13 protein-coding genes are annotated in these 12528 nt (G+C 65.7%); 9 read left to right on the top strand and 4 right to left on the bottom strand.

Translation table 11 applies throughout. From position 1 onward, the window contains the following. The first annotated feature begins 71 nt into the window (after positions 1-71). The 6 genes from OCK02_RS12390 to OCK02_RS12365 all read left to right on the top strand — a co-directional run bounded on the left by OCK02_RS12390 (position 72) and on the right by OCK02_RS12365 (position 6179). Positions 72-215, top strand: coding sequence for a hypothetical protein (locus OCK02_RS12390; protein ID WP_230805081.1), 144 nt, complete (start codon positions 72-74; stop codon positions 213-215). A gap of 767 nt (positions 216-982) precedes the next feature. After that, positions 983-1981: an ABC transporter substrate-binding protein gene (locus OCK02_RS12385; protein ID WP_263813321.1), complete on the top strand. Its 999-nt coding sequence runs from the start codon at positions 983-985 to the stop codon at positions 1979-1981. Positions 1982-2245: 264 nt separating this feature from the next. Then, on the top strand, positions 2246-3154 hold the full coding sequence (locus OCK02_RS12380; RefSeq protein WP_263813320.1) for an ABC transporter permease: 909 nt from the start codon (positions 2246-2248) through the stop codon (positions 3152-3154). Further along, complete coding sequence (locus OCK02_RS12375) at positions 3147-4196, top strand: quaternary amine ABC transporter ATP-binding protein (protein ID WP_263813319.1); 1050 nt, start codon at positions 3147-3149, stop codon at positions 4194-4196. Before OCK02_RS12380 ends, OCK02_RS12375 begins: the two co-directional genes overlap by 8 nt. 347 nt (positions 4197-4543) lie before the next feature. Then, positions 4544-5563, top strand: a complete 1020-nt coding sequence (bmt, locus tag OCK02_RS12370) for a betaine--homocysteine S-methyltransferase (protein ID WP_263813318.1) — start codon at positions 4544-4546, stop codon at positions 5561-5563. A 274-nt stretch (positions 5564-5837) separates the two neighbouring features. Next, complete coding sequence (locus OCK02_RS12365; RefSeq protein WP_263813316.1) at positions 5838-6179, top strand: hypothetical protein; 342 nt, start codon at positions 5838-5840, stop codon at positions 6177-6179. A gap of 23 nt (positions 6180-6202) precedes the next feature. On the opposite strand, the gene OCK02_RS12360 is transcribed toward OCK02_RS12365, so the two are convergent. The 3 genes from OCK02_RS12360 to OCK02_RS12345 all read right to left on the bottom strand — a co-directional run bounded on the left by OCK02_RS12360 (position 6203) and on the right by OCK02_RS12345 (position 9597). Beyond that, positions 6203-6946: a phosphodiester glycosidase family protein gene (locus tag OCK02_RS12360; RefSeq protein ID WP_263813315.1), complete on the bottom strand. Its 744-nt coding sequence runs from the start codon at positions 6944-6946 to the stop codon at positions 6203-6205. A 273-nt stretch (positions 6947-7219) separates the two neighbouring features. Continuing rightward, positions 7220-7915 (bottom strand): ferredoxin, encoded by a 696-nt coding sequence (locus tag OCK02_RS12350; protein WP_263813312.1) that lies wholly within the window; start codon positions 7913-7915, stop codon positions 7220-7222. A 107-nt stretch (positions 7916-8022) separates the two neighbouring features. Beyond that, on the bottom strand, positions 8023-9597 hold the full coding sequence (locus OCK02_RS12345) for a trimethylamine methyltransferase family protein (protein ID WP_263813311.1): 1575 nt from the start codon (positions 9595-9597) through the stop codon (positions 8023-8025). Positions 9598-9902: 305 nt separating this feature from the next. Between OCK02_RS12345 and OCK02_RS12340 the strand changes: the two genes are divergently transcribed. After that, complete coding sequence (locus tag OCK02_RS12340) at positions 9903-10601, top strand: corrinoid protein (protein WP_263813310.1); 699 nt, start codon at positions 9903-9905, stop codon at positions 10599-10601. A gap of 68 nt (positions 10602-10669) precedes the next feature. Here OCK02_RS12340 and OCK02_RS12335 read toward each other — a convergent pair whose 3' ends face one another. Beyond that, complete coding sequence (locus OCK02_RS12335) at positions 10670-10828, bottom strand: entericidin (protein ID WP_183798228.1); 159 nt, start codon at positions 10826-10828, stop codon at positions 10670-10672. A 17-nt stretch (positions 10829-10845) separates the two neighbouring features. On the opposite strand from OCK02_RS12335, the gene OCK02_RS12330 reads away from it, so the two are divergent. Then, positions 10846-11505, top strand: a complete 660-nt coding sequence (locus tag OCK02_RS12330) for a DUF1638 domain-containing protein (protein WP_263813309.1) — start codon at positions 10846-10848, stop codon at positions 11503-11505. A gap of 135 nt (positions 11506-11640) precedes the next feature. Continuing rightward, positions 11641-12471: a formyl transferase gene (locus OCK02_RS12325; protein ID WP_263813308.1), complete on the top strand. Its 831-nt coding sequence runs from the start codon at positions 11641-11643 to the stop codon at positions 12469-12471. Positions 12472-12528 lie beyond the last annotated feature (57 nt).

Raw genomic sequence — 12528 nt, 5'->3', positions numbered from 1 at the left:
CGTCAGGGCCTATATCGCAGCTATCGGAGCAGCGGAAAATACCGCTGCCGGAAACCCCAAGGACAAAGACCATGCTGTTCATCTTCAGCAAGCCCAATTTCGTTCAGATCGCCTGGAACGGCAAGGCTCCCGAGCGCCAGTCGCGCGTGCGCAACCTCGTCGCCGATGCGCCCCTCGGCCCGCTCAGCATCGTGCGGACGCGCAACGTCGGCTGAGGCCGTCGCCCCGGGACTGCTGACAGAACAAATGACCGGCGCCCCTTTGCGCAAGCGGGGGCGTTTTTCTTTGCCTGGACGAAGACGGGACAGCAGCAACGCGAAAAGGCCGCGGATCGCCCAGCGGACGTTCCACGGCCGGTCCGAAACGCGGACGACACCGGATGAACGCACCGGCGGAAGATCGACCCCGGTACGCACTACCTGATCCCGGGGACCGGCAGGAACAATGCCTGCCGCACGCCGATTGATAGCCTGACATCGTTACCGGATCGTTATCGTGAGCCTGACAAGACGCAATTTGCGCGTTTTTGGAGCTCCGGCGAAGAAATTTTTATGAAATCTGTCTGCGCCGTATTCAGGACAGCCCTCGCCCCGATCCGGCGACCGGCATATCCGCTTGCGACCGCAGGAATATCAACGATGCCCAGCCGTGAGCAAAAGCTCAATCATCGGCCGCAGTTCTGCCGCAATTGCGGCATCCGCATGGGCCGCGGCAGGCCACGAACGGCCCTCCATCCCGCCTCGGCGGTTGATTTCCTTGTCGGAATCCTTACGCTGCCTCCAGCGACGAAATAGGGCTCTCGCGGCGACAGGTTCCGCCGCCGGCCATCAAGAACCAGTGTCGCTGCACGCAGGGGATCGACGTGCCTGACGCGGTTCTTCGCCCCTGCCTGCCGAACGTAATCGATCGGGCAGCCAGGTGTTGCAGTGCCCTGACACGCCCCGGATGAATTGCTGCCTTCAGACTGGGAGATAAGAAGATCATGAAGAAGCTGCTCGCTTCAACCGTCCTCGCCGCCGGCCTCTATGCCGGTGCAGGTACGGCGCAGGCTGCCGATTGCGGCAGCGTATCGATCGCCGAGATGAACTGGGCTTCGGCCGGCGTCGCCGCCTATGTCGACAAGATCATCCTCGAAAACGGCTACGGCTGCACGGTGACGCTCGTCACCGGCGACACCATGCCCACCTTCACCTCCATGAACGAGAAGGGCGAACCCGACGTCGCCCCCGAATTCTGGGTCAATTCGGTCCGCACCTCGCTCGACGCGGCAATCGCCGAAGGCCGCCTGATCCAGGCCGCACCGCTGCTGTCGGAAGGCGGCGTCGAGGGCTGGTGGATCCCGAAGTTCCTTGCCGACGCCCACCCCGACATCAAGTCGGTGCAGGACGCGCTCAAGCATCCCGAACTCTTCCCGGCTCCCGAAGACCCGTCCAGGGCCGCGGTGCACAACTGCCCGTCCGGCTGGAACTGCCAGGTGTCCACCGCCAACCTCTATAACGCGCTGAACGCCAAGGATGCCGGCTTCGACCTCGTCGACACCGGTTCGGCCGCCGGCCTGGACGGCTCGATCGCCAACGCCTTCGAGAAGAAGACCGGCTGGCTCGGCTACTACTGGGCGCCCACGGCCATTCTCGGCAAATACGAGATGACCAAGCTCTCCTTCGGCGTCGAACACGACAAGAAGGAATGGGACGCCTGCACCGCGATCCCCGACTGCCCGAGCCCCAAGGTCAACGCCTATCCGGTCTCCGACGTCTACACCGTCGTGACCAAGGCCTTCGCCGACAAGGCCGGCGTCACCATGGACTACATGAAGACGCGCCAGTGGGACAACCAGACGGTCGGCAAGGTTCTCGCCTGGATGGGCGACAACCAGGGCACGAACGAGGACGCCGCCAAGTATTTCCTGGAGACCTACCCCGAGATGTGGACCAAGTGGGTTTCTCCGGAGGTCGCCGAGAAGGTCAAGGCGTCCCTCTGACCTGCTCTATGACGGAGGGCCGACGGCGAATGCTGGCGGCCCTTTTTCGTCGCTGCAGGTGGAAGACCGGCTGCGCGGATGCTGCCCGCAATTGCGACCGGAGAAAAAGCAAGGTCGCAAACAGCACAGGCCGATGCGCCGCTTCGTGTGAAAAAGACAAGGATAACGAAAAGCCGGTGCGCATAAGCACAAGAACAATCCCGAGGAAGGTTGTGCCCTGGTGCGATCGGCGGGAAGCGCAACCGGCGGAACAAGGGGATTGATATGGCACTGTGCGACTACTTGCCGGCGATGCTTTGCAAGTTTCCGGCGCTCAGCGACTCGACGATCCGCGCGGGACGCAAGACGATCGACGACGGCTTCAAGGCCTTCGTGCGCTCCTACAGCGACATCATCGACACCGCCGTGCAACCGTTGCAGGTGTTCCTGAACTATCTGGAGCGCCTGTTCGTCACCTCGCCCTGGCCGATCATCCTGATCGTGATGCTGGTGATCGTCTATCTTGGCAGCCGCAGCGTGAAGGTCACGATCGGCACCGCGCTCGCCATGTACTTCATCGGCCTGTTCGGCCTTTGGAACGACGCGATGGTGACGCTGGCGATGACCACCGTCTGCACGATCTTCGCGGTCCTGCTCGGAATCCCGATCGGCATCCTGATGGCACGCTTCGACCGGGTGCAGGCCACCGTCAATCCCGTCCTCGACGTGATGCAGACGATGCCGAGCTTCGTCTACCTCATCCCCGTCGTCATGATCTTCGGCATCGGCAAGGTGCCGGGCATGATCGCCGTCGTCATCTACGCCGTCCCGCCGATGATCCGGCTCACCAATCTCGGCATCCGCCTGGTCGACAAGGAGGTGCTGGAAGCGGCCGACGCCTTCGGTTCCTCGGGCTGGCAGAAGCTGAAGAACGTCCAGATCCCGCTCGCACTGCCGACCATCATGGCCGGCATCAACCAGACGATCATGATGTCGCTGGCCATGGTCGTCGTCGCCTCGATGGTGGGCGTCGGCGGGCTCGGCAAGAACGTCCTCGGCGCCATCAACAACCAGTTCTTCACCGTCGGCTTCCTCAACGGCTTCGCACTCGTCGCGATCGCCATCATTTTCGACCGTACCAGCCAGGCCTTTGGCAAGCGCCTGCAGAAGCATTCGGAGGTAATCCATGGCTAGTCACGCCATCGAAGTCAGAAACCTGTACAAGATCTTCGGCCCGCGCGGCGCGGATTACATCGACCAGGTCAAGTCCGGCCTGTCGAAGACCGACCTGAATGCAGAGTATGGCCACGTACTCGGCCTGCAGGACATCAACATCGCCATGCCGGCCGGCGGCGTCATGGTGGTCATGGGCCTGTCGGGCTCGGGCAAGTCGACCCTGATCCGCCACATCAACCGGCTGATCGAGCCGACCTCCGGCGAAGTGCTCTACGACGGGGTCGACGTCTGTCGCATGAACGAGCGCGACCTGCGCGAATTCCGCCGCCACAAGACGGCAATGGTGTTCCAGAAGTTCGCGCTCCTGCCGCACCGCACGGTGGTCGAAAACACCGTCTACGGGCTGGAGATCCAGGGCATTCCCGCTGCCGAAAGCGAAAAGCGCGCACGCTACTGGATCGACCGCGTCGGCCTTTCCGGTTTCGAGAACCACTACCCGAACCAGCTTTCCGGCGGCATGCAGCAGCGCGTCGGCCTTGCCCGCGCGCTGACCAACGACGCCGAGATCCTGTTGATGGACGAGGCCTATTCGGCGCTCGACCCGCTGATCCGCGTCGACATGCAAACGGTCCTGCTCGACCTGCAGAAGGAACTGAAGAAGACCGTCGTCTTCATCACCCACGACCTCGACGAGGCGCTGCGTCTGGGCGACAAGATCGCCATCCTGCGCGACGGCCGCGTCGTCCAGCAGGGCACCGGCCAGGAGATCGTGCTGAATCCGGCCGACGACTACATCACTGCCTTCGTCAAGGAAGTGAATCGTGGCCGCGTCATCAATGTCGAGACGATCATGAAGCCGCTCTCCGGCAATCCGGAAGGCATGCCGATCGCGATGGGCACCGTGCTGGAAGCCGCGGCCCGCGCGATGACCACGGCGGACCAGTCCGTCGCCCACGTGGTCGACGAGGCCGGCCGGCCCGCCGGCACGCTCGCCCTCGACACGATCATCGCGGCCATGGTGACGCCGACCGGCCACGGCGAGGCGCAGCAGGCGGCCTGAACACCCGCAGAGACGCCTCGGGGCATGGGCTTGCGGGGTCTGGAAGGCCCCGCAAGCCTCCGGCGACCGCCGGATCACGCGTCAGCGTCGGTGGACCAGGCGGGTGCGGCGGGTCGTCTCTCGCCTGTCGGCAAGAGGGCCGTCGGGTCGGAGGGCGTGCGCCCTATGCGATGACACCGCCGGCGGCCCCCGGCGTCCTTCCTGCGGGCTGCACCCCATCGCCGCCTTCCTTGCTTGCGCGGACATAAAGAAATCTTTATATCTGGATGCAAGCATAGCCTCACGCCGACATGACAATGTGCCTTCGACCGCCCGCCGGTCCGGGGACGGACGGGAAAGTTGAACCGATGACGACCGAAAACAACGCGCTCGCAGCGCTGCTCGCCGAAAAGCCCTTTCTGCTCGCCGACGGTGCCACCGGCACCTCGCTGTTCGCCATGGGCCTGGAGGCCGGCGAGGCCCCGGAACTCTGGAACGAGGCGAAGCCCGACAACATCACGAAGCTGCACCAGGACTTCGTCGACGCCGGCGCCGACATCATCCTGACCAACACCTTCGGCGGCACGCGTCACCGGCTGAAACTGCACCATGCGCAGGACCGCGTCTTCGACCTCAACAAGAAGGCCGCCGAGATCGCCCTCGCCGTCGCCGAGAAGGCACCGCGCAAGGTGATCGTCGCCGGTTCCGTCGGCCCGACCGGCGAATTGCTGGTGCCGCTCGGCGCGCTGACCTACGAAGACGCCGTCGCAGCCTTCGCCGAGCAGATCGAGGGCCTGAAGGCCGGCGGCGCCGACGTCGCCTGGATCGAGACCATGTCGTCGCCCGAAGAGATCCGCGCTGCCGCCGAGGCCGCCGTCAAGGTCGGCCTGCCCTTCGTCTATACCGGCTCGTTCGACACCGCCGGCAAGACGATGATGGGCCTGCATCCGAAGGACATCCACGGCGTTGCCGGCGACATCGGCACGGGCCCGCTCGCCGTCGGCGCCAATTGCGGCGTCGGCGCCTCCGACATCCTCTCCTCGCTGCTCGACATGACCGGCGCCGATCCGTCCGCGACCATCGTCGTCAAGGGCAATTGCGGCATCCCGGAATATCGCGGCGCCGAGATCCACTATTCCGGCACGCCGCCGCTGATGGCCGAATATGCAAGGCTCGCCCGCGACGCCGGCGCCCGCATCATCGGCGGCTGCTGCGGCACCTCCTGCGAGCACCTCGCCGCCATGCGCCAGGCGCTCGACGCCCACGAACCGCGCCAGCGCCCGACGCTGGAAGCGATCGTCGACGTCATCGGCCCGCTTCGCAACAAGACCGCCAGCGAAAGCACCGCAGCCCCCGCCCGCGAACGCGGCCGCCGCGGCAGGGGCTGAACGCCGCCGGCGACTTCCCTCTCAATGGAAGAGTGGCCCCTCGCCCTGACCCTCTCCCCGCAAGCCGGGAGAGGGGACACATTCTGCTCGGTATCGCAGATCAACAACGCCGCGGCACCCGCCCTTCTCCCCGTTCACGGGGAGAAGGTGCCGGCAGGCGGATGAGGGGCCGTTGAAGCCAGGCCGAGCATCGCCCGCCATACAGCACAACTTGCACGCCCCCTCGCCCTCCACTATCCGGGATACCCACAGAGATTCGCTGGAGACCGTGCCGATGAACGCAGCCGCCTTTCCCGACCGGGATACGATCGCAGAGAAGATTTCCGCGCTCGGTGAGGCCGACCAGTCGTTCCTCGGCCTGCTCATGGAAAATCCGCAGCAGGACGAGAACCTGCTGGCAGGGCTCGATCTCCATCTCGCCAGGGCGGCAGAGGGGCGGTTCCTGAATTCGCTGAAGCTGGAAAGGCTCGGTGAATGGCTCGGCAATAGGGCCCCCGCACGGCTGCAGGTGCGGCTGATGGAGGCCGCCCGCTCGAGCCAGCACGCCGCCCACCAGGCATTCCGCATCGGCCTGACCCGCTCGGGCGGCCTCGAAAGGGCCTATCCCAAGGCCTGAGCGTCCGGCACCCGGAATCCGCCTCAATAGGGCAGCCCGCCCGCCACGGCGATCACCGTGCCCATGCGCGAGAACCGGTCGTTGCGCCGGACCTCGGGCGCATAGAGGCTGGAAATGCTGCCGTCGAGAAAGAGGGCGTCCCGGCAGCCCAGCGCATCGCGAAAGAGCGTGGCGAAGTCGTGGAAGCGCACGGCCCAGCGCGAGATCGCAAATGCCACGCGTCCGTCCGGCAGGATGCCGACGCCGTTGCGCACGTAGAGGCTGTCGCTATCCGGCAGGAAGCGCGGATGGATGCGGCCGCCCTCGACCAGCATCGGTCCCGACTGCGTGGCGAACTGCACCTCCGGTCGTGCCCGCGCAAAGGCCTCCGTCTCCATCACGCCCGCCGTACCCTTGCCGACGAAGAACACCCCGTTCGGCTTGAGAAAGAAGTTCCCCTCGCCCGCCTCACGGTTCAGCGGATGGCGCTCGCGCCCGTATTCGACGAGCAGCCCGACCGGCGAATAGCCGGGATGATACATTCCGCCATTCATCCCGAAGACGAGAAACTCCCGGTCCTCGCGCAGGATGTCGCGCACCGTCCAGTAGGTCAGCGGCTCCTTCGCTCCCTCTGCCACCCCATAGACGCGGATCGTCTCACGCGCCGGATCGAAGCTGCAGACGATGTAGCTGTCGGCAAGATGGCGAACCTCCCCGCAGGCCGCGGAAGCCGGGCCCGCCACGAGCGACGAGGCGGCGAGCGCGAGGCCGAACAGGCGGCGCTTCATGGGCTGTCGAACTCCGAGATCGAATCGACGAAGGCCTGGTCATTGTCCGCATTACTGCTGGCCCGCGCGGCCTCCGATTGCCGCCGCGCCTCCGCCGCGAACAATGGCGAACGGGGGTCTATACCTGCGGAATCGTGCGACGCAGATGCGCCACGTCGGCGGCAGCGCCCCGCCTTTTTCCGCGGATCCGGTCCGCTGCTCGTCATGTCCTCTCTCCCGATGACAGTCTCTGGATCGCCCAACAACCTCGCATCTTCGCGCCGCTGTCGCAAATCACAGCGCAAGCGCCGCCATGTGGAAGCGCAGTTGATCGTCGCAGTAGCGATACCCCTCGCCTATGGGACAGGCGGCGCGGGCGAGGCAGCCGGCCGTCATGCAGCCGTCCCGGCCGGCGTCGGTCCGCAAATGGCCGCGGCAGGCCGGAACGTCGAAGCCCGCAGTCGTCGCAGCCCCGGCGGGACAGGGGCTAAGGCAGGGCCGGTCGCGGCAGGTATCGCACGGATGCGGCCCCGGCCCGGCCTCGGCTTCGGCTTGGAGCGCATGGGCAAAGCCGAGCGCGGCGCGATAGCCGTGCCAGAGCCCGTAGACCGGATGGATCAGGATGCCGAGCGGCGAGGCCCGCAGGCCCTCTGCCCGCATCGCCCATTGCTGGAACGGCTGCCAGGGCGGGTCGGAGGGAAAGAAGACGCCCGCCCCCAATCCGGCGGCAAGCGGCCCGATCACCGCCTTCGACCACGCATCGAGCGGATCGCTGCCGCCCCCATCCGGCGCCTCGTCCTGCCAGGCGCGGAAATGCGGCCAGATCGAGCTTCCGACATTGCCGATCAGCGCGACGCTCGCCGCCCGGCCGCCATCGGAAAGGATCGGCGCCGCATCACCTTCGGCAAAATTCACGACACCGCGCAAAAAAAGACCGTGCGGCTCGAAGGCCGCACGGATCGTTGTGCTGGTGGGGCGTCCCGCCGTCATTTCGGCTTCGGCCCCTGCAGTTCGTAGTGCGGTCGCCAGACCTCCTTCTGGATCATGTCCGCCACCGCCGATGCTCCGCCTTGCTCCCTGGCGCGTTCGGGAGCCTTTCAGGTGAAGGCGTCGGGCATCGAATCCTTGCGCTTGGCCATGTACTCCAGCAGCGCCTCGTCGATCGCCGGATCCAGATAGGGCGCCTCGTACTGGTCGAGCCAGGTGCGGCAGAGCGCGTTGGCGCGCTCCTCGATGCGCTTGCTGCCCTCGATCTCCCATTGCTCGAACGAGTTGTTGTCGGCGAGCGGGGAGCGGTAGAAGGCGGTCTGGAAGTTCGCCTGCGTATGCGCGCAGCCGAGATAGTGGCTGCCGGGACCGACCTCGCGGATCGCGTCGAGCGCCTGCGCGTCGGCGGAGAGATCGATGCCCTCGGCCATCTTCTGCATCATGCCGAGCTGGTCCTGGTCGATCATGAACTTCTCGTAGGACGACACGAGCCCGCCCTCCAGCCAGCCGGCCGCATGCAGCACGAAATTGGTGCCGGCGAGCAGCGTCATGTTCAGCGTGTTGGCGCTCTCGTGCGCCGCCTGCGCATCCGGGACCTTGGAGCCGCAGAGCGAGCCGCCGGTACGGAACGGCAGGCCGAGACGGCGGGCAAGCTGGGCGGCACCATAGGAGACCAGCGACGGCTCCGGCGTACCGAAGGTCGGCGCGCCCGACTGCATCGAGATCGAGGCGGCGAACGTGCCGAACAGCACCGGCGAACCGGCCCGGATCAGCTGCGTGAAGGCGGCCCCTGCCAGCACCTCGGCCAGGATCTGCGTCAGCGTGCCCGCGACCGTGACCGGGCTCATCGCGCCCGACAGGATGAAGGGCGAGACGACCGAGGCCTGGTTGTGGCGCGCATAGACCTTCAGCGCACCCACCATGGTCTCGTCGAAGACCATCGGCGAGTTGGCGTTGATCAGGTTCAGCGTCACCGTGTTCTTCTCGACGAAGTCCTCGCCGAAGACGAGCTTCGCCATGGCGATCGTGTCCTCGGCGCGCTCGGGCGCGGTCACCGAGCCCATGAACGGCTTGTCGGAATATTTGATGTGGCTGTAGACCATGTCGAGGTGACGCTTGTTCACCGGGATGTCGACCGGCTCGCAGACCGTGCCGCCCGACGAATGCATGGACGGCGCCATGTAGGCGAGCTTCACGAAGTTGCGGAAGTCCTCGATCGTCGCATAGCGGCGGTTACCCTCGAGGTCGCGTACGAAGGGAGGGCCGTAGACCGGGGCGAAGACGGTCGCCTTGCCGCCGATCTCGGCGCTGCGCACCGGATTGCGGGCGTGCCAGGTAAAGGTCTTCGGAGCCGTCTTCAGGAGTTCGCGGCAGAGGCCCTTGGGGAAATGCACCCGCTCGCCCCGGATCTCGCAGCCGGCATCCTTCCACAGCGCGAGCGCCTCGGCGTCGTCGCGGAACTCGATGCCGATCTCTTCCAGCACCGTGTCGGCATTGCGTTCGATCAGTTGCAGGCCTTCCTCGTCCAGCACCTCGTACTCGCGGATCTTGCGGGTGATGTAGGGCAAGGACGGGCCTGGGCCACCGCCGGAGCGCGATGCGCGGCGGGCCGCAGCTCCGCGTCCTTCGCCGCGTGCGCGGCGACCGCCACCTTCACCTTCCGGCTGCTCTGTCGTCAAACTCATGTCCGTATTTCCTCAAGTTTTGAACGGCGCTCCGTCGCCTGATGCTCATATGCTACCAAGCGATCGACTCGGGACGGGTCGAAATGCGCCAACGGCTGGCGCAGGGGAGACACCGCCCGGGCATCCAGTCGCCCCTTTGATTTGCCCTGTCAATGCCGGTCTTCAGCCGTTACCATGATCCTGTTCGCGCCGTCGCTTTTTGCTCTGCGCGACGTCGCTTTCGAAATCGGATTTTAACGGCAACATCGCTAACACTGGACTGCCCGGCCCGTGCCTGCCGTGCCACTGGAGACGAGGAGACACTCATGGCAGACGACGAAATCATTCTCGCCGACCTCTCCGACGAAGAGCTCGTGCAGCAGATGCACGACGATCTCTACGACGGCCTGAAGGAAGAGATCGAGGAAGGGACCAACATCCTGCTGGAACGCGGCTGGACGCCCTACGACGTTCTCACCCAGGCCCTCGTCGAAGGTATGCGCATCGTCGGTATCGATTTCCGCGACGGCATCCTCTTCGTCCCCGAAGTTCTGCTCTCGGCCAACGCGATGAAGGCCGGCATGTTCATCCTCCGCCCGCTGCTCGCCGAGACCGGCGCGCCGAAGCTCGGCAAGATGGTGATCGGAACCGTCAAGGGCGACATCCACGACATCGGCAAGAACCTCGTCGGCATGATGATGGAGGGCGCTGGCTTCGACGTCGTCGACCTCGGCATCAACAACCCGGTCGAGAACTACCTCGAAGCAATCGAGCGCGAGCAGCCGGACATCCTCGGCATGTCGGCGCTTTTGACGACGACCATGCCCTACATGAAGGTCGTGATCGACACGCTGAAGGAAAAGGGCCTGCGCGACGACTACGTCGTCCTCGTCGGCGGCGCGCCGCTGAACGAGGAATTCGGCAAGGCCGTCGGCGCCGACGCCTACTGCCGCGATGCGGCCGTGGCCGTGGAGACGGCCAAGGACTTCATGAAGCGCAAGCACAACATGATGGCCGGCGCCTGAGCCGAACGCGGACAGGAAAAGGCGGCGTCCGCTTGCGCAGGCGCCGCCTCGATCTCATATGCCGACGGTTACTGGGCTGCCCGGGCGACATCCCTGCCCGCAGCCTCCGTGGCGTTGACGGTATTGGCCGTGTCCTGGCCGATCCCGCGGATGGTATTGCCGCAGGCGGAAAGCGACGCGAGCGCTGCGAGTACGAGGCTGATCTTGGACAGGGTCTTGATGGTCATGGTCGGAGTTCCTCTCGATGGATGCGAACACAAATGAAGTATGGGACGACAATTCCCCGCTTCAACGCGCGAGCGACGAAAAAGTTCGCGTGATCGCCTGCGGCGCCATCGCGCGCGAGGTGATCGCCATCTGCAAGGCCAACCGCCTCGACCATGTCGACCTGCAATGTCTGCCCGCCATCTGGCACGCCTATCCGGAGAAGATCACCCCGGGCGTCGAGCAGGCGATCGCGGAGGCCCGCGCGGAAGGCATCGAACGGATCTTCGTCGGCTATGCCGACTGCGGCACCGGCGGGCTGCTCGATGCGCTCTGCGCGCGGGAAGGCGTCCGGCGCATCGAAGGCCCGCACTGTTATTCCTTCTTCGCCGGCAACGAGGCGTTTGCGCGCAACGACGACGACGTCACCTCCTTCTTCCTCACCGATTTCCTCGCCCGCCAGTTCGAGGCCTTCGTCGTCGAGCCGCTCGGCCTCGACCGCCATCCGCAACTGTTGCCGATGTACTTCGGCAACTACCGCAAGCTCGTCTATCTCTCGCAGGTCGAGGACGAGGCCCTGCAGGAGAAAGCACGGCAGGCGGCCGACTATCTCGGCCTCGCATACGAGTACCGCTTCACCGGCTACGGCGACCTCTCTCCGGCCCTGACCGGGCTCGGGAATTCCTCCACCGACACCTGACGACCGCCTTCACAGCTTGTGAAAGGTGAAATCCGTGCGCACGGCGTGCACGAATTCAAAAGGTCCTGACGCTAAGGTCCGCCCGGCAAGGGCCCGCCGGCTGGCGGCGGGGCGAGCCGGGACGGCGGGGCAGGCATGACGGACATCGATGGACAGGCCGGGACGACGGACAGGACGCCGGCCAGAACGCAAGGCAGCGCGACGGGACCGGTCGTCGTCCTCACCCAGGGCGGCCCGAACCCGGAAATCCTCATCAATGCCCTGAAACAGCACGTCTCCGAACTCGTCGTCATCGAAGAGAAGCCGGAATCGAAGAAGGACATGCTGCGCCTGAAGGCGCGCCGTCTCGGCTGGGCCACCGCATTCGGCCAGATGGCGACGATGGTGGCCTCGAAATTCGGCAAGCCGCTCGCCCGCCGTCGCGCCGCGGCGATCGTCCGCGAATTCGACGCCGATCCCCGACCCGACCCGGCGTTGCGCCGCCTCTCTGTCGACAGCGCCAACAGCGAGGCGTTCCGTCGCGCGCTCGACGAGCTGAAACCGGCCGTCCTCTTCCTCGTCAGTTGCCGGATGCTGAAGCCTTCGACCCTTGCGGCGATCTCCTGCCCGGTGCTCAATTTCCACGCCGGCATCAATCCGCAGTATCGCGGCCAGCAGGGCGGCTACTGGGCGCGGGTGATGGGCGACGAGGCGAATTTCGGCGCGACCGTCCACCTGGTCGATGCAGGCGTCGATACCGGCGGCGTGATCGGCCAGGTCCGCGTGACGCCCACCCGCCGGGACACGCTGCACACCTATCCGCTGCTCCTGACCGCGGCCGGCACCGATATCGCCGTCCGCGCCGTGACCGACGCGCTTGCCGGTGCGCTACGGCCAGTGGAGGCGACGCAGGCGCCGTCCCGCCAATGGTATCACCCGACGCTCTGGAGCTGGCTGTGGACCGGAATGACGCGCGGGATCTGGTGATCCCGGATCGAAGCCCCGGCCAAAGTCCCGGGCAGCACGCCTGCCCGCCGTCCTTGC

The organism is Rhizobium sp. TRM96647 (assembly GCF_025780115.1).
GTDB lineage: Bacteria > Pseudomonadota > Alphaproteobacteria > Rhizobiales > Rhizobiaceae > Mycoplana.
Note: the sequence above shows the minus strand (reverse complement) of the source record. Positions and strands in the feature narration are given on the sequence as shown.

Bases quoted from the DNA above. Each gene is read 5' to 3' on its own strand.
- OCK02_RS12390 (WP_230805081.1), top strand. From the start codon at position 72: ATGCTGTTCATCTTCAGCAAGCCCAATTTCGTTCAGATCGCCTGGAAC.
- OCK02_RS12385 (WP_263813321.1), top strand. From the start codon at position 983: ATGAAGAAGCTGCTCGCTTCAACCGTCCTCGCCGCCGGCCTCTATGCC.
- OCK02_RS12380 (WP_263813320.1), top strand. From the start codon at position 2,246: ATGGCACTGTGCGACTACTTGCCGGCGATGCTTTGCAAGTTTCCGGCG.
- OCK02_RS12375 (WP_263813319.1), top strand. From the start codon at position 3,147: ATGGCTAGTCACGCCATCGAAGTCAGAAACCTGTACAAGATCTTCGGC.
- bmt (WP_263813318.1), top strand. From the start codon at position 4,544: ATGACGACCGAAAACAACGCGCTCGCAGCGCTGCTCGCCGAAAAGCCC.
- OCK02_RS12365 (WP_263813316.1), top strand. From the start codon at position 5,838: ATGAACGCAGCCGCCTTTCCCGACCGGGATACGATCGCAGAGAAGATT.
- OCK02_RS12360 (WP_263813315.1), bottom strand. From the start codon at position 6,946: ATGAAGCGCCGCCTGTTCGGCCTCGCGCTCGCCGCCTCGTCGCTCGTG.
- OCK02_RS12350 (WP_263813312.1), bottom strand. From the start codon at position 7,915: ATGACGGCGGGACGCCCCACCAGCACAACGATCCGTGCGGCCTTCGAG.
- OCK02_RS12345 (WP_263813311.1), bottom strand. From the start codon at position 9,597: ATGAGTTTGACGACAGAGCAGCCGGAAGGTGAAGGTGGCGGTCGCCGC.
- OCK02_RS12340 (WP_263813310.1), top strand. From the start codon at position 9,903: ATGGCAGACGACGAAATCATTCTCGCCGACCTCTCCGACGAAGAGCTC.
- OCK02_RS12335 (WP_183798228.1), bottom strand. From the start codon at position 10,828: ATGACCATCAAGACCCTGTCCAAGATCAGCCTCGTACTCGCAGCGCTC.
- OCK02_RS12330 (WP_263813309.1), top strand. From the start codon at position 10,846: ATGGATGCGAACACAAATGAAGTATGGGACGACAATTCCCCGCTTCAA.
- OCK02_RS12325 (WP_263813308.1), top strand. From the start codon at position 11,641: ATGACGGACATCGATGGACAGGCCGGGACGACGGACAGGACGCCGGCC.